Genomic DNA, 15834 nt, shown 5'->3' on the forward strand with positions numbered 1-15834 from the left:
GGGACTCGCTGTAAGAGCGAAACCAATAGCCGCCACACCCGCAGCAACGGATATGTACCCCGTCCCCCCTTGGCGACACCCTCTACAAATCCCTAAAATGCCGCCCCCCACTTTGGCCACCCCCCCGGCCAGGCAATCGGCTCCACCTCAGTGCCCAAAAAAGGATTTTTATCAATGCTGCCCCCTCGTTTCCCCCTCGTTCAGCGCCTGGGCCTGACACTTGTTTGCCTGAGCCTGCTCAGCGCCTGTGACGATGCCCCTCCGCCACCGCCACCACCGATAGTCGCCTTGCCAGCGCTCGACCCACACGCCACCCATACCGAGTATCAAGCCCTGGTGCAGATGCACAGTGAGTCCAAGAGCACCCTGGACCGCGGCTCGAGGAAAAATGGCGGCACCCTGACGTTCGACCTGAGCCTGGACCTCAAGCCACAAACCGACGGGCAGTTGTGGTTGCAAGGACAGATCACCCGCGTGCAGATACAGGAGTCCGCCGGGCCACTGGCGTTCACCCTCGACACCCGCGAACCGGAAGTGACGATGCAGGACAGCGCCGAACTGGAGTACGAACTGGTGCATCCCGGATTGGCCTCCCCCGATCACCCCTACAACAAAACGCTGCAGATCTTCAGGGCATTGACCGAACAACGCTTTCAGGTTCGCCTCAACCCCGATGGCAGCTTCGCCCAACTGGACAACTACCTGGACCTTGCGCGCTTGCAACCATCGCTGGAAAAGCTCAAACCCAAAGAGCGCGCCGATCAGGAGCAAGAGTTGCTGGGTACGCTCAACGTGCTCGCCCCCCAGGACCTCGAACTGCTGTTGTGCCTGATGCTGCCAGGCCGTGAACAGCCCCTGCAGGACAACGCCACGCAATGGCAGCAGGCCTGCGGGGTCAATGGCGAGAAACAGACCCTGGAGTTCACTGCAAAGGTGCACGACCTGCACTCGACGCCCAGGGTCATCTACAGCAGCAGCGGCTTGCGTAAATCAGATAACGGTTACTACAGCTTCAGTTACTCCGGAACATTGCGCTCGTGGCTGGAACAGGCGGACTTCAACATCGCCCGCAACACCACATCGATCGTCGATAACCCCAGAGCCGGCAAGCTGCACTTCTCCAACACCCTGATGACCCAAGTCTCTATGCAACGCCTGGAACCCGAGCAACAGGACCTGGCGGAGCAACGCTGAAGCTTGCAAGGGGTGGTGTTCCCATAGCGGGTTCAGCGGGTGCCTGGGCCTGAGCGGGAGCAAGCTCCCTGGCCCCAAGCTGAGTGCTCTGCTCCCCTACTGCACCGGCAGGAAATTCATCAGCAGCAAGCTCTGCGCATAGTTGAACCCCACCCGCCGGTAGCGCTCATCGAGGATCTGCGTCAGCAGATCCAGGCGCGCCACGATCTTGCCGAACTCCACGGCAAAACTCAGGTTGCTGCCCTCCTCGGAAATTTCATTGGAGAACAGCAACAACACCCCATTGGCATCCTGGCGCTGGCTCAGCAGCCAGGTGGCTTTCTCGATATTGCGCGCGGCGTTGCTGATGAATTGCGGGTCGATGCTATCGGTCATGTAGAACTCGGTGCGCCCGCCATGGGCCGTTACCAGCATGCTGCCGATGGCAAAGATAAAGGCCCCCACCCGATCCCCCTGGAACTCCGGGCTCAGGGAGTAGCTCAAGGCCGCCAAGTCACGACGATCCCCCAGGGCCGGCAACGACTGGCGTTGCTCGATGGCGTTGCGAATCTGCCGCTGGGCCGTGGTGCCATCGGGGTAGCCCGATTTGCGCCATTGGCTGGGGTTGCGCAGGTAGAGCTTGCCCATCAGCAGGTACAGGCTCTGCAGGTTGTCGCGCATGCCGATGGTGGCCATGCGATCGACGCTGGTCTGGAAGAATTCGTCGGGCTTGCCGTCACGAAACTGTTTGGCGATATCACGCCCCTGCTGCTGGGTGCAGGCTGAGGCGCTGAGCATCAGTAGCGCCGCCAGAATCAGGCGCTGAAGTCGGGTTTGCATCATGCAAGAAGAGGGAGCGTAGGCCATCGGCACCGGGTCGAAATTCACGGGCTGCATCGGGGATCGGCGCGGCCAGGCCTGGTGATAGAACGCAAAACTGTAAAAAAGTGCGATGGCCGCGATGTCCAGGTGATCCAGCAGCGCCAGCAGCACTTCGCTCATTTCATCCAGGTCGCCGCGCTGCGGGGCCTTGGCCGATTCGCCGTGGCCTCGGCGTAGCCGTTGTTCTGGGCAATGAACAGGCACGGCAGGTTCCACACCGAGGCCATGTTCATAGCCTTGAGCACCGCGCCTTCGATGCCGTTGGCGCCTTAGACCCATCACGCACCTATGGATAGCGCAACTCTTGATAGCCATTAGGGAACAGATTAACAACCTTGACTACCTTTCCGTCCAAATATTCAAAAAGAACTTGGTACGTCGAAAACACCTCTTGATCATGCTGTTTTTGCCTAACAGATATAGACTTTAACTCAGCATCTTCGTATAGATAGTCAGAGACACTACAACCATACTTCCCAAAATTAACATCTTGCAAAACCTTTCCATCAACCACAGTACTAGTGGCTATATTCCTCACTGCCCCGCCACTATCAAAGTACATGCTTTTAATCCTGCCCTCTCCATAGAAGAAAAACTCTTTATTTACAACAGATTCGGACTGCCCATAGACCTCCATCATTACAACTTTATCATCACCATCGAAATAATATACATGAGTATTCTTTATAGATTTAGGGAGCACCTTCAACTCTTTACCCACTTCAAATCCAGCTCGCTGAATTTCAAATAGCCTCAGATTAAACAAAGCCCCTTTACTTATTATCTTTCGTACCACTTCCACCTTAGCATTACTTAAAAACTCTCTAAGATAGTTATCAGACTTAGGCTGAATTTCGTAAAATTGCCTTTCGAGTTCTTGAAACTCATTCATAAGCACACCCTTCCTATCAAACAAGTTTCTGACTTATTCACGTTTACATACGACGATGATCAATCCCCAATAGTCCCGGTCGCAGAGACGTCCCTCAACTTCGCATCAGTAGAGCAACTCAACCCCCAAGGATCAATCCACCCCACGCCTTGTAATACACACACCACACCACATGCCCTTCGGCATCGGTCATTGCCTGCGGCGTGCCGATCTGGTCGGTGCGACCAAGGCCCTGGGCATTTCCCGCGCCACCCTGTGTCGCCGGGTGCAGCAGCCCGGCCTAATCCACACCGACCCTAGGAGCCGCTTTGCCGGCGAACAGGCCCTTGGATGGGGCGGTGATCTTGCGGGCGCCTTCGCTGGCAAGCCAGCTCCTACGAGGGGCTGTGTGACGGGACGAAATCCGTAGAAGCCGGGATGTCGTGGAATCAGGCAGGCGCGGGCTGGAAACGCGCGCGATAGCGCCCGGGGCTTTCGCCGGTCCATTTCTTGAACGCGCGGTGGAAGGCGCTGGGCTCCTGGAAACCGGTGAGCTCGGCAATCTCGCTGATGCTGACGCAGGTGCGCCGCAGCAGTTCCACCGCCACGCCGCGGCGCACTTCATCCTTGATTTCCTGGTAGGAACCGCCCTCGCGCTCCAGGCGGCGGCGCAGGGTACTGGCGCTCATCTGCACTTCCCCGGCAAAGGCTTCCAGGGTCGGCCATTGGCTGTAGTGGCTGCCCCGCAGGCGCTGGTGCACCCGCGCCGTGAGCCCGTGCGGGTTGCGAAAGCGGATCACCAGCCATTGCGGCGCGCTGCGCAGGAACACCTTGAGCGAGGCCAAATCCTGGACCACCGGCAGGCGCAAGAAGCGGCTGGCGAATTCGATCTCGGTGCGCCCGGCGTTCCAGCTCAGGTTGCTGCCCCACAGCAGCGGGTCGTCGCTGAGGCTCAGGCGTGAATGGCGAAACTCGGCGCGGTCGATGGGAATCCGCCGCCCGCCGAGCCAGCACAGCAGGCTGATGATCAGCACCAGCAGGGTTTCCTCGGCGTAATGGCTGCGCAACGGGTCGGTGCAGCGGCTTTCAAGGCTGATCAGCGCGCGCTTGCCGCGCACGCTGAGGCTGGCGCCCACCTCGCCGAGGAACAGGCCGAAGTTGTTCAGGCACTGGCGCAGGGCCTTTTCCAGGTTGGGTTCCTGGATCAGCCCGCGGCAAATCAGAGCAAAGGCTCCTGGCGGCAGGCCACGAGAATCGAGCTGGAAGAACTCGTCCTGCAACTCGCGAATCTGGATCAGCCACAGCGCCGCAAAGGCGCTGCCGGGCACCCGCGCCCGGGGCTGCTCGAGCAGCGCCGGGTCGATCCCCGCCTCGCTCAGCACCGCCGCCAGGCGCGCCGGCTGCTCACGCAGGGAGTGGGTCATCACCCGCACAAAGTAGACCGCGACCGAATCCGTTTCACGCATGTAGAGGCTGTGCTCCCGAAGCTGGACCTATGGCAAAAAACGCCAGCACCCTTGACCGCTTTCGGCATAGGCCGGCCAGGGTGTCGGGCTCTAGACTCGCGCTGGATAACGCGCCGAGCCAGGCAACCGCGCCATGCTCCGCGAAGGCAATGAACAAAGGAAGAGCTGAAGATGAATCTTGCGAATATCGGGGTGATCGGCGCCGGCACCATGGGCAACGGCATTGCCCAGGTCTGCGCCCAGGCGGGCTTTGACGTGACCCTGCTGGACATTGCCCAGGGCGCCCTGGAAAAGGCCCTGGCCACCATCGGCAAGAACCTCGACCGGCAGGTGAGCAAGGGCGCCTTGAGCGAAGACGACAAGCGCGTCGCCCTGGGAAAAATCCGCATCAGCACCGACTACAGCGTGCTCAAGGACGCGCAGCTGGTGATCGAAGCCGCCACCGAGAACCTCGACCTCAAGCTCAAGGTGCTGCAACAGATCGCCGCCCAGGTCAGCCCTGAATGCGTGATCGCCTCCAACACCTCGTCGCTGTCGATCACCCAGCTGGCCGCCAGCGTCAGCGCCCCCGAGCGTTTCATCGGCCTGCACTTCTTCAACCCGGTGCCGGTGATGGGCCTGATCGAAGTGATTCGCGGCCTGCAGACCAGCGACGCGACCCACGCCCTGGCCATGAATATGGCCCAGCGCCTGGGCAAGACCGCAATCACCGCCGGCAACCGCCCGGGTTTCGTGGTCAACCGCATCCTGGTGCCGATGATCAACGAAGCAATCCTGGTGTTCCAGGAAGGCCTGGCCAGCGCCGAGGACATCGACGCCGGCATGCGCCTGGGCTGCAACCAGCCCATCGGCCCGCTGGCCCTGGCCGACCTGATCGGCCTCGATACCCTGCTGGCGATCCTCCAGGCCTTCTACGACGGCTTCAACGACAGCAAGTACCGCCCCGCGCCGCTGCTCAAGGAAATGGTTGCCGCCGGCTACCTGGGGCGCAAGACCGGGCGGGGTTTCCATACCTATGGCTGAGCGCTGCTCACGCTTTGCCGAGAGCCGCGACAAGGCCCTGGAGCTGTTCGCCAGCAAGGGCTTCGGCCAGGTCGGCATGCGTGAGCTGGCGAGCCACCTGGGGCTGACCCCGGGCTCGTTGTACCACCACTACCCGAGCAAGCAGCACTTGCTGCTGGACCTGATCGAAGAGTTCTTCGATGAGCTGCACAGCACCCTCAAGCGCCTGCAGCGGCGCAAGTTGCAGGGCGACTGCCTGCCGGCGCTGATCCGCGCCCACCTGAAGCTGCACCGGGAAATGCCACGGCATTTTCGCCTGGTGGAACGCGACAGTGGCTGCCTCAACCCTGACCAGCAACGGCGGGTCGGGCAATTGCGCGAGCGCTACGAACAGCAACTGCTGCTCCTGCTGGGCACCCCGCCCGGCCTGGGGCCGCAGGCGCAGCGCGCCGCCGCCCATGCCCTGGCCAACCTGCTGAACAGCGCCCCCAGCTGGTTCAGCGAGCAGCCCCTGGCCGAACCTGAACGGGAAACCCTGCTGGAGAACCTGCTGAGCGGCGCCATCGAGCGGCTGCTGGGCGGTGCCCCGGGGCACCGTGCGGTGGCCTGAGCCTCAGCGCAGTTGCAGTGGGTCCACCAGGCCGGCGGCGATGGCCATGCCCACCAGTTCCGGCAGGTGTTCGGCCTGCATGCGCTTCATCACCCGTGAGCGATACAGGTCGATGGTCTTCACGCTGACCCCCAGTTGCTCGGCGATTTCACGGTTGCTGTAGCCCTGCACCAGTGGCAGCAACACGTCCTTCTCCCGTGGCGTCAGGCTTTGCAGCAACGCTTGCACCCGGGCCTGCCCGGCGCTCTGGCCTTGGTCCTGGTCGGCGCGGCTCAGGGCCTGCTGCACGCTGTCCAGCAGCAGTTGCTCGTTGTAGGGCTTTTCGATGAAATCCACCGCCCCGGCCTTGAACGCCCGCACCACGATGGGCACGTCGGCATGGCCGCTGACAAAGATCAGCGGCAGGCGGATATCGCGCTGGCGCATTTCCTCCTGCACGTTCAGCCCGCCCACGCCGGGCATGCGTACATCCAGCAGCACGCAGGCGTTGAGGCTGGGGTCGCAGTGTTCCAGGAACTCCCGGCCACTGGTGAACGGCAGCGCCTTGAGGCCCACCGATTCCAGCAGCCAGACGGTGGAGTCGAGCATGCCCGGATCATCGTCGACTACGTACACCAACTGCTGCGCCTCGCGGGTCATTGCCTTGCTCCTGTGGTCGAGTGGGAAGTTGCATCGGGATCGGCCGGGGCCATGGCGGGCAGATGGCAGCACATCATCAAGCCACGGTCCTGGGGCCGGGCCTGCAAGTCGCCGCCAAAGCCTTCGACAATGCTGCGGCTCATCGACAGCCCGAGCCCCAGGCCGTTGGCCTTGCTGGTGTAGAACGGGGTGAACAGCTGCGGCAGTTGCTCGGCCGAGACCCCCGGCCCCTGGTCGCTGACGCTGACCTGCACCCCGCCCTCGGCGCTGGCCTGGGTCTGCAGGATGATCTGCGAGCCCTGGGGCCCATGCACCTCGCGATTGGCCTCGATGGCGTTGCGCAGCAGGTTCAGCAGCACCTGCTCCAGCAGCACCCGGTCGGCGTACACCGGCGGCAGATTATCCGCCAGGCGCAAATCGATCGCCACCTGGCTGGCCTGGGCTTCCCAGGCACACAGGCGCACGGTTTCCCGGGCCACCTCGGCGATGTCCAGGGCCTGCACCCGGCGCCCGCCCTTGCGCAGGAAGGCCCGCAGGCGCTTGATCACCTCGGCGGCATGGGTCGCTTGTTCGGCGATCCGTTCCAGGCCCTGGGCCACCTTGCGCGCCGCCTCGGGGGGGTTGTCCAGGGCTTGCAGGTACCGCTGGCTGGCGTTGGCGTAATTGACCACCGCCGCCAGCGGCTGGTTGATCTCGTGGGCGATACCGGAGGCCAGTTCCCCCAGGGTCACCAGCCGCGCGGTGTGCGCCAGTTCGTCCTGGTGGTGGCGCTGCTGGGCTTCGCGCAGCTCGCGCTCGCTCTGGTCGTGGGCCACCAGGGAATAGAAGCGCTCGCCACTGGCGGCGCGGTGGGCCAGGAGCATCAGCGACACCGGCACCGAGGCGCCACCGGCCGGCGGTTGCAGGCGGGTCTCGATGCTCCAGCGGCCGCTGCGCTCGGCAGCGTTCCAGCCTTGGTGTTGCAGGCTCTGCAGCACCTCCTGGCTGAGGATCGCCGCCAGCTCCGGCATCGCCTGCCCGCTACCAAGACCCAGGGTGCGCCGGGCCGCCGGGTTGAGGTAGGTCACCGCGCCGCCGGGCCGGATAAACAGCACCGGGTCGGGGTTGGCCTCCACCACTTCCGCCAGCCGCCGCTTGTTCTCTTCGGCCTGGACCCGGGCGGTGATGTCGCGGGACACCGCCACCACTTCCACTACGGTGCCGGTATAGGTGTCGCGGATGCCGCGGCAGGCGGTTTCGAACCACAGGTAATGGCCGTCGCGATGGCGGATGCGGTAGGTCATGGTGTGGTAGCCGTCCTGCTCCAGGGCGTCCTGGGTGCGCTGCATCAACCCGGCCAGGTCCTGATGGTGGAACAGGCTGCGGGCCAGACGCCCACGCAGTTGCTCGGGCCAGTAGCCGAGCAGGGTCCAGGAGGCCGGCGAGGCATCGAGGAAGGTGCCGTCCGGGCTGTGCCGGGAAATCAGGTCGGTGGTGTTCTCGGTGATCAGCCGGTACAGGCGCCGAGCCTTGGCCGACTCGCGCTCGGCCAGCACCTGGGCGGTGGCTTCCTGGCAGCGCGCCAGCACCCGTTGATGCAGCGGGTCGGGGATAAAGCTCCACAGCAGGATGCGTTCGCCCCACTGGGCCTCCACCTGCTCGATGGCCCGCTGCTGCTCCAGGCAGGCGCGCACCAGGGCCGGGTGATTGACCGGCAGCAACGCCGCGACAGCGCCGTTTGCCGTGCTGTCCAGCCACTGGCGCAACGCCGGGTTAAGGTCCAACGGCCGCGCCTCGGCGTCCAGCAACAGGCTGGGTTGCGGGTCATGGCCCAGCCAGGGCGAATCCGGCAATTGGCCTTGGCGCTGCAACTGCAGCCAGCGGCTCAGGTGAGTGGAATCGGGCATGGTGGATCGGTCTCGAGCCAGGGCGATAAAACAATATAGTACAACTACTATACAACTCAGGTAGTACTTCCATATCAATCGGCAAACAGTATATAAAAGCCCCCGGATAAGTCACCGAGCTTTCGCTGGGTTGCTGCCTACCTGCATGAAACGCCTAACCGTAGGAGCTGGCTTGCCAGCGAAGGGGCCCGCGAGATCGCCTTCGCGGGCAAAGATGTTCTTGAGATCGCCTTCGCGGGCAAGCCCGCTCCTACGTCAACCAGAGCGCATCAGCTAGGCAGCCCGCGCAACGCAAGCCTCGGCCAATAGAGCTAATAATCAGCCACCGGGTACCCGAACCATGTCCATCTACGAGCAAGGCCTGGCGCCGTCTGCCGTCAACCATATCGCCCTCTCCCCCTTGAGCTTCATCGAGCGCACCGCTGCGGTTTACCCCGACTACCCGGCGGTGATCCACGGTTCGATCCGTCGCACCTGGGCCCACACCTACAGCCGCTGCCGGCGCCTGGCCTCGGCCCTGGCCGGGCGCGGCATCGGCAAGAACGACACGGTGGCGGTGATGCTGCCGAATATTCCGGCGATGCTCGAGGCGCACTTCGGCGTGCCGATGATCGGCGCCGTGCTCAATGCCCTCAATGTGCGCCTGGATGCCGAGGCCATCGCCTTTATGCTGGCCCACGGCGAGGCCAAGGTGCTGATCGCCGACCGCGAGTTCCACGAGGTGATCCACGCCGCCCTGGCCATGCTCGACCACCCGCCGCTGGTGATCGACCTCGACGACCCGGAATACGGCGAAGGCCAGCCAGTCAGCGAGCTGGACTACGAGGCCTTCCTGGCCGAGGGCGACCCGGAATTTGCCTGGCAGTGGCCGGAGGACGAGTGGCAGGCCATCGCCCTGAACTACACCTCGGGCACCACCGGCAACCCCAAGGGCGTGGTCTACCACCACCGCGGCGCCTACCTCAACTCGCTGGGCAACCAGATGACCTGGGCCATGGGCAACCACCCGGTGTACCTGTGGACCCTGCCGATGTTCCACTGCAACGGCTGGTGCTACCCCTGGACCGTGACCGCCCTGGCCGGGGTGCATGTGTTCCTGCGCCGGGTCGACCCGCAGAAGATCCTCAACCTGATTCGCGAGCATCAGGTCAGCCACCTGTGCGGCGCGCCCATCGTGCTCAATGCCCTGGTGAACATGCCGGAAGCGGCCAAGGCGGCCATCGACCACCCGGTCAAGGCCATGGTGGCCGGGGCCGCACCACCGGCCAAGGTGATTGGCGCGGTGGAGCAAATGGGCATCCAGGTGACCCACGTCTACGGCCTGACCGAGGTCTACGGCCCAGTGACCCTGTGCGCCTGGCACGCGGCCTGGGATGAGTTGCCCCTGGAGCAGCGGGCGCAGATCAAGTCGCGCCAGGGCGTGCGCTACCCGACCCTGGAAGGGGTGATGGTGGCCGACCCGAAAACCCTGGAGCCGACCCCGCGGGACGGCCAGACCATCGGCGAGATCTTCATGCGCGGCAACACCGTGATGAAGGGTTACCTGAAGAACCCCACGGCCACGGCCGAGGCCTTCGAGGGCGGCTGGTTCCACACCGGCGACCTGGGGGTGACCCACCCGGACGGCTACGTGGAGATCCGCGACCGGCTCAAGGACATCATCATTTCCGGTGGCGAGAACATCTCCACCATCGAACTGGAGGGCGTGCTCTATCGCCACCCGGCGGTGCTGGAAGCGGCCGTGGTGGCCCGCCCCGATGAGAAATGGGGCGAGACGCCCTGCGCCTTCATCACCCTCAAGGCCGATCACCAGCAGGTGCGCGAAGCCGAGATCATCGCCTTCTGCCGCGAACACCTGGCCGGCTTCAAGGTGCCGCGCAGCGTGGTCTTCAGCACGCTGCCCAAGACCTCCACCGGCAAGATCCAGAAGTTCGTCCTGCGCGAGATGGCGAAAAACCTCTAGCCTGAATACACCTACCCTGCCCCGTAGGAGCTGGCGGGGTCTGGGTTTTTGATTCATGCGGCCACGGCCGTTCAACCTCCACCTTTGCCCGAGGTTTGTGCAATGCCCGAATTCAACGCTCCCCTGCGCGATATGCGCTTTGTCCTGCATGAAGTGTTCAATGCGCCCAAGCTCTGGGCGCGCCTGCCGGCCCTGGCCGACACCGTGGACGGCGACACCGCCGATGCGATTCTCGAAGAAGCCGCCAAGGTCACCGCCTACCTGATCGCCCCGCTCAACCGCAGCGGCGACGAGGAAGGCGCCACCTGGCACGCCGGGCAGGTACGCACCCCGGCAGGTTTCAAGGAGGCCTACAGCACCTATATCCAGGGTGGCTGGGTGGGCCTGAGCGGCAACCCGGCCTACGGCGGCATGGGCATGCCGAAGATGCTCGCGGTGCAGTTCGAGGAAATGCTCTACGCCGCCAATTCCAGCTTTGCCCTGTACTCGGCCCTGAGCTCCGGGGCCTGCCTGGCCATCGATGCCCACGCCAGCGAGGCGCTCAAGCAGCGCTACCTGCCGCCGATGTACGAAGGCCGCTGGGCCGGCTCCATGTGCCTCACCGAGGCCCATGCCGGCACCGACCTGGGGATTATCCGCACCCGCGCCGAACCCCAGGCCGACGGCAGCTACCGCATCAGCGGCAGCAAGATCTTCATCACCGGCGGCGAGCAGGACCTGACCGAGAACATCATCCACCTGGTGCTGGCCAAGCTGCCGGACGCCCCCGCCGGGCCCAAGGGCATCTCGCTGTTCCTGGTACCGAAGATCCAGGTCGATGCCAATGGCCAGCTGGGCGCCACCAATGCGGTGAGCTGCGGTTCCATCGAGCACAAGATGGGCATCAAGGCCTCAGCCACCTGTGTGCTGAATTTCGACGGCGCCACCGGCTGGCTGATCGGCGAGGCCAACAAGGGCCTGGCGGCGATGTTCACCATGATGAACTACGAGCGCCTGTCGATTGGTATCCAGGGCATCGGCTGCGCCGAGAACTCCTACCAGAACGCCCGCACCTACGCCCGCGAGCGCCTGCAGAGCCGCGCGCCGTCGGGCCCGGTGGCCAAGGACCAGGTCGCCGACCCGATCATCCACCACCCCGATGTGCGACGCATGCTGCTGACCATGAAGGCCATGACCGAGGGCGGCCGGGCCTTTGCCAGCTATGTCGGGCAGCAGCTGGACCTGGCCAAGTTCGCCGACCAGCCACACGAGCGACACAACGCCGAAGCCCTGGTGGCGCTGCTGACCCCGGTGGCCAAGGCCTTCTTCACCGACACCGGCCTGGACAGCTGCGTGCTCGGCCAGCAGGTGTTCGGCGGCCACGGCTATATTCGCGAATGGGGCCAGGAGCAGTTGGTGCGCGACGTGCGCATCGCGCAGATCTACGAAGGCACCAACGGCATCCAGGCCCTCGACCTTTTGGGGCGCAAGGTGGTGGGCAACGGCGGCGTGGCCTTGCGCCTGTTCACCGGTGAGATCCGCGACTACGCCTACCTGCCCGGCGCCGCCTACGCCGCCGAGCTGCTGGATGCGGTGCAGCGCCTTGAAGACCTCAGCGACTGGCTGCGCGAGCAGGCGGTGCAGAACCCCAATGCAGTGGGCAGCGCCTGCGTCGAATACCTGCAGCTGTTCGGCCATGTGGCCTACGCCTACCTGTGGGCGCGCATGGCCCAGGTGGCCGAGCACAAGCGCGCCGAGGACGAAGGTTTCTACGGCGCCAAACTGGCCACTGCGCGCTTCTATTTCAGCCGCCTGCTGCCGCGCATCCTGGGCCTGGAACAGAGCATCCGCGCCGGCAGCTCACCGCTGTTCGGCCTCGACGCCGAGCAATTCTGAGGGCCTCGGGCGGGGTGCCACGCACCCTGCCCCGTGCCGCGAAAAAACCACCGCCCGCAGGTGCAAAACCCCGGGCGGCCCGGCATACTCCGCGCACCCTGACAGTACCCAAGGAAGAAACCTGTTGGCCCTCGCCCTGATCATCGCCAGTGCCGCGATCCTGCTGCTGCTCGGCAGCCTGCACTTGTTCTATACCTTCGCCAGCGACAAGTTCCAGCCCCGTGACCCGGCGCTGGCCGAACGCATGCGCCAGGTGTCGCCAATCATCACCCGCCAGACCAGCCTGTGGCGCGCCTGGGTCGGCTTCAATGCCAGCCACAGCCTGGGAGCCATGCTGTTCGGCCTGGTCTACGGCTACCTGGCCTGGCGGCACCCGGCGCTGCTGCAGCAAGCCCGCGGCCTACTGGTGATTGGCCTGGGCTTTCTCGCCGGTATGTGGCTGCTGGCGCTGCGTTACTGGTTCCGCATTCCATTGCTGGGCATCAGCATCGCCCTGCTGCTGTTCGCGGTGGCCAGCGGCTTGCTGTGCGCTTGAAGCCCGCCCGCCATCCCCTCTTATCCGCCGTGTTTTTTTCGAGTCCCTTCATGTCCCGCCTGTATACCCTCTGCTCCCGGCTCTACCACCCGCTGTGCTGGATTGCCGTGGCCGCGCCGCTGGCCACCATGACCCACTGCAACCTGCAACTGATCGTGCCCCGGGAAGTCGGCGGCACCCTGTTCGGCGGTTCCATCGGGTTCTTCATGTACCTGGGCGGCTGGGCCTTGAGCGTGCTCGGCCTGGGCCTGGCGGTGCTGACCCGGGTGCCCGGCGCGCGCCTGGCGTGGATCGTCGGCGGGCTGGTGCAGTTGCTGCTGGGCCTGTGGTGGCGGATCAACTACCCGGACGATTTCGACGGCAACCTGATCTTCAGCATCCAGGCCCGGGAGCTGGACTATGTGATGGTCTTCGGTTTCGCCCTGGTTTACAGCGGTGTCTACCTGTTCCGTCAGCGCCGGCTCGAGCCGCGCCCGATCACCCATCGCCGCCAGCTGTCACTGCGCAGCCTCTGGGCGCTGGTGCTGGCCACGGCCTTTATCCTCCCGCCGCTGCAGGCCATCACCCGCAAGCCCCTGCCCTACTGCGCCTTCAACAAGGCCGGCGAGCAATTGAGCCTGTGCCTGGGCCCGGGCACGCGGGTGATTGTCGACTGAGCCTTGCCCTGAATGCTTGCACCTTTTTCCCTTCCTTGATGAGTGTGTCTATGTCTCGCCTGTTTGCCCTGTGGTTATGGCTGTATCGCCCCCTGTGCTGGATTGTGGTCGCCGTACCGCTGTCGGTGATGCTGTGCTGCGATGTGCTGATGATGCAGCCGCGGGATGTCAGCGGCACGATGTTCGGCGGTGCCATGGGCTTCCAGCTGTACCTGTTCGGCTGGGTGCTGTGCCTGATCGGCCTGCTCCTGGCCTTGTTCACCCGCATGCCCGGCGCGCGCCTGGCCTGGCTGCTGGCCGGCCTGGGGCCGCTGCTGCTGGGCCTGTGGTGGCGCCTCAGCTACCCGGACGATGCCGACGGCAGCCGGGCCTTCAGCCCCCAGGACTGGGAGCTGAACTACATGATCGGCATCGCCGCGCTGCTGACCCTCAGCGGCCTGTACCTGTACTGGCGCAAGCGCCTGGTCCCGGGGCCCGCCGCTGAAAGCGTCGACGTGCTGTTTATCCGGACCCTGTGGGCGCTGATCCTGGCGGCGGCCTTTATTCTCCCGCCGCTGAGTCTTATCAAGCAGCAGAACCTGCCGCACTGCGCCTTCAACAAGGCCGGCGTGCAATTGACCGTGTGCCTGGGGGATGACCCCAACGAGCGGGTGATAGTCGACTGACAAAAAGCCCCAAACGCACCGTAATGCTCTTCACTTATCAAAAAACGGCGCATCCCCTAGATCAGGAAGCGCCGTTTTTTACTGGGCATGTTCGCCAGCTCAAGTGCACTGCATTGCCTTGTGGCGAGGGAGCTTGCTCCCGCCGGGGTGCACAGCGCCCCCACCTACAGCCAGTGATGATTTTCAGACATAGCGCGCCACCAAGCTGTGCGATCGGCCGGCGCCCCGAGGCGCCGGCCGATCAAGCGGGAGCAAGCTCCCTCGCCACATTCTTCGTTCGCCGCTTCAGTACACGGCATTACGAACGCATCGGGGCATTTTTTTACCGGCTGGGCGCCGGACGTTCCCGGCGTGCGGGCAAGGCGGCGGCAAAGGCCAGGGCCTCTTCCCGGGTACCGAAACTGGCCAGCCGGTCGCCCGGGGTACAGACCTTCCAGGGCCCGTGGTTGACGCTCAACACCTGATAGCCGTTGATCTGCAGCTTGTTCAACAGCGGCCTGCTCATAAACACCTCCTTATTCTCGGCGAGCCTGGGGTTGGCCGGTCTACCTTACACCCGCCGCCGTGCCTGGCGAGTGCCGCGTATCGGCGCATCGGGGCCATGCCGAGCCGACCCTCGCCGCCGATAAATTGCATTGCGCCGCGCTGCGTCGCAGGATGGCGCCCTGGTCCACAACCGCAGAAAGGGAAGTGCTGATGACGATTCGTGCCGTGGTTTTCGACTTTGGTGGCGTGCTGTTCGACTGGAGCCCGCATCACCTGTACCGCCAACTGATCCCCGACGCCGAGCGTCGCCAGTGGTTCCTCGACAACGTCTGCACCCAGGCCTGGAACACCCTGCAGGATGCCGGCCGGCCCCTGGCCGAGGCGACCCGCAGCCTGGTGGCCGAGTTTCCGCAGCATGCGCAACTGATAGAGGCCTATTACGGGCGCTGGCCGGAGATGCTCAAGGGCCCACTGGAGGAAGGCGTGGCCTTGCTGGAGGAGCTGCACCAGGCGCAGGTGCCGCTGTTCGGGCTGACCAACTGGTCCCAGGAAACCTTTCCCTATGCCTGGGAGCACTATCCGTTCCTGCGGCGTTTTCGCGACATTGTGGTGTCGGGGCAAGAGCGGCAGATCAAGCCGGATGCGGAGATTTTCCATACGGCCTTGGCTCGTATCCGGGTGCATTTGCCGGATATTGCCCCTGATGAGTTGGCCTTTATCGATGACCATCAGCCGAATATTGTTGCGGCGACGGCGTTGGGGTGGGAGGCGATTCATCATGTGGAGGTGGGGGGGACTCGGCGGCGGTTGGGGGAGTTGGGGGTGGTTTGAGGTTGGGGTTCGGGTTCGGGTTCGGGTTGGGGTTGGGGTTGGGGTTGGGGTACATATCCGTTGCTGCGGGTGTTGCGGCTATTGGTTCCGCTCTTACAGCGGCTCACTTTTGTCAGTCGACACAAAAGTAAGCAAAAAGTCTTGCCCCTCCACTCGGTGCCTCGCCTAGGCTCGGCATGCCCGCACTCCGGCATTGATCCGTGGGCCGCCGCCACAGGCCATCCATGGCCTGGGGCGGCTAACCCGGCGTCCTGCCGGGTTACCCACGGATCAATGCCTGCGTGCGGCCATCGT

The 15834-nt window shown here is 64.2% G+C and carries 16 protein-coding genes and 1 pseudogene; 9 read left to right on the forward strand and 8 right to left on the reverse strand.

Features of this window, described 5'->3' with window-relative positions; translation table 11 throughout:
* The first annotated feature begins 174 nt into the window (after positions 1 to 174).
* Positions 175 to 1194 (forward strand): hypothetical protein, encoded by a 1020-nt coding sequence (locus tag J4P02_RS30080; protein WP_426197306.1) that lies wholly within the window; start codon positions 175 to 177, stop codon positions 1192 to 1194.
* A 96-nt stretch (positions 1195 to 1290) separates the two neighbouring features.
* Here J4P02_RS30080 and J4P02_RS30085 read toward each other — a convergent pair whose 3' ends face one another.
* The 5 genes and pseudogenes from J4P02_RS30085 to J4P02_RS30105 form a co-directional block, all read right to left on the reverse strand.
* Positions 1291 to 2016 (reverse strand): hypothetical protein, encoded by a 726-nt coding sequence (locus J4P02_RS30085; protein ID WP_426197334.1) that lies wholly within the window; start codon positions 2014 to 2016, stop codon positions 1291 to 1293.
* A 197-nt stretch (positions 2017 to 2213) separates the two neighbouring features.
* Positions 2214 to 2309: pseudogene (locus J4P02_RS30090) on the reverse strand (thiamine pyrophosphate-dependent enzyme); the annotation flags it as partial.
* 32 nt (positions 2310 to 2341) lie between these two features.
* Positions 2342 to 2947, reverse strand: a complete 606-nt coding sequence (locus J4P02_RS30095) for a hypothetical protein (RefSeq protein WP_426197308.1) — start codon at positions 2945 to 2947, stop codon at positions 2342 to 2344.
* A gap of 118 nt (positions 2948 to 3065) precedes the next feature.
* Positions 3066 to 3221: an RHS domain-containing protein gene (locus tag J4P02_RS30100; protein ID WP_426197336.1), complete on the reverse strand. Its 156-nt coding sequence runs from the start codon at positions 3219 to 3221 to the stop codon at positions 3066 to 3068.
* 154 nt (positions 3222 to 3375) lie between these two features.
* Entirely contained in the window at positions 3376 to 4392 is a 1017-nt protein-coding gene (locus J4P02_RS30105; RefSeq protein WP_426197310.1) for an AraC family transcriptional regulator, read from the reverse strand.
* Positions 4393 to 4563: 171 nt separating this feature from the next.
* Here J4P02_RS30105 and J4P02_RS30110 point away from each other — a divergent pair, with 171 nt between their 5' ends.
* Positions 4564 to 5415, forward strand: coding sequence for a 3-hydroxybutyryl-CoA dehydrogenase (locus J4P02_RS30110; RefSeq protein ID WP_426197312.1), 852 nt, complete (start codon positions 4564 to 4566; stop codon positions 5413 to 5415).
* Positions 5408 to 6004, forward strand: a complete 597-nt coding sequence (locus tag J4P02_RS30115; RefSeq protein ID WP_426197314.1) for a TetR/AcrR family transcriptional regulator — start codon at positions 5408 to 5410, stop codon at positions 6002 to 6004. Before J4P02_RS30110 ends, J4P02_RS30115 begins: the two co-directional genes overlap by 8 nt.
* A 3-nt stretch (positions 6005 to 6007) precedes the next feature.
* Here J4P02_RS30115 and J4P02_RS30120 read toward each other — a convergent pair whose 3' ends face one another.
* Both J4P02_RS30120 and J4P02_RS30125 read right to left on the reverse strand, forming a co-directional pair.
* A complete protein-coding gene (locus J4P02_RS30120) occupies positions 6008 to 6643 on the reverse strand; it encodes a response regulator transcription factor (protein WP_426197316.1) in 636 nt (211 codons plus the stop codon).
* Positions 6640 to 8529: a PAS domain-containing sensor histidine kinase gene (locus J4P02_RS30125; RefSeq protein ID WP_426197318.1), complete on the reverse strand. Its 1890-nt coding sequence runs from the start codon at positions 8527 to 8529 to the stop codon at positions 6640 to 6642. Before J4P02_RS30125 ends, J4P02_RS30120 begins: the two co-directional genes overlap by 4 nt.
* A gap of 340 nt (positions 8530 to 8869) precedes the next feature.
* Here J4P02_RS30125 and J4P02_RS30130 point away from each other — a divergent pair, with 340 nt between their 5' ends.
* The 5 genes from J4P02_RS30130 to J4P02_RS30150 all read left to right on the forward strand — a co-directional run bounded on the left by J4P02_RS30130 (position 8870) and on the right by J4P02_RS30150 (position 14223).
* On the forward strand, positions 8870 to 10492 hold the full coding sequence (locus J4P02_RS30130) for an acyl-CoA synthetase (RefSeq protein ID WP_426197320.1): 1623 nt from the start codon (positions 8870 to 8872) through the stop codon (positions 10490 to 10492).
* Positions 10493 to 10594: 102 nt separating this feature from the next.
* A complete protein-coding gene (locus tag J4P02_RS30135; RefSeq protein WP_426197322.1) occupies positions 10595 to 12367 on the forward strand; it encodes an acyl-CoA dehydrogenase C-terminal domain-containing protein in 1773 nt (590 codons plus the stop codon).
* A 124-nt stretch (positions 12368 to 12491) separates the two neighbouring features.
* Complete coding sequence (locus J4P02_RS30140; protein WP_426197324.1) at positions 12492 to 12902, forward strand: LIC_13387 family protein; 411 nt, start codon at positions 12492 to 12494, stop codon at positions 12900 to 12902.
* A 50-nt stretch (positions 12903 to 12952) separates the two neighbouring features.
* Positions 12953 to 13558 carry a hypothetical protein gene (locus J4P02_RS30145; RefSeq protein WP_426197326.1) on the forward strand — a complete coding sequence of 202 codons (606 nt, stop codon included), beginning with the start codon at positions 12953 to 12955 and terminating at the stop codon, positions 13556 to 13558.
* Between the two features lie 50 nt (positions 13559 to 13608).
* Positions 13609 to 14223, forward strand: coding sequence for a hypothetical protein (locus J4P02_RS30150; RefSeq protein ID WP_426197328.1), 615 nt, complete (start codon positions 13609 to 13611; stop codon positions 14221 to 14223).
* 322 nt (positions 14224 to 14545) lie between these two features.
* On the opposite strand, the gene J4P02_RS30155 is transcribed toward J4P02_RS30150, so the two are convergent.
* Positions 14546 to 14728 carry a DUF2188 domain-containing protein gene (locus J4P02_RS30155; protein WP_426197330.1) on the reverse strand — a complete coding sequence of 61 codons (183 nt, stop codon included), beginning with the start codon at positions 14726 to 14728 and terminating at the stop codon, positions 14546 to 14548.
* A 191-nt stretch (positions 14729 to 14919) separates the two neighbouring features.
* On the opposite strand from J4P02_RS30155, the gene J4P02_RS30160 reads away from it, so the two are divergent.
* Positions 14920 to 15540, forward strand: coding sequence for an HAD family hydrolase (locus J4P02_RS30160; RefSeq protein WP_426197332.1), 621 nt, complete (start codon positions 14920 to 14922; stop codon positions 15538 to 15540).
* Positions 15541 to 15834: the final 294 nt, after the last annotated feature.

It is taken from the genome of Pseudomonas sp. NFXW11 (assembly GCF_049887815.1).
Taxonomy (GTDB): domain Bacteria; phylum Pseudomonadota; class Gammaproteobacteria; order Pseudomonadales; family Pseudomonadaceae; genus Aquipseudomonas.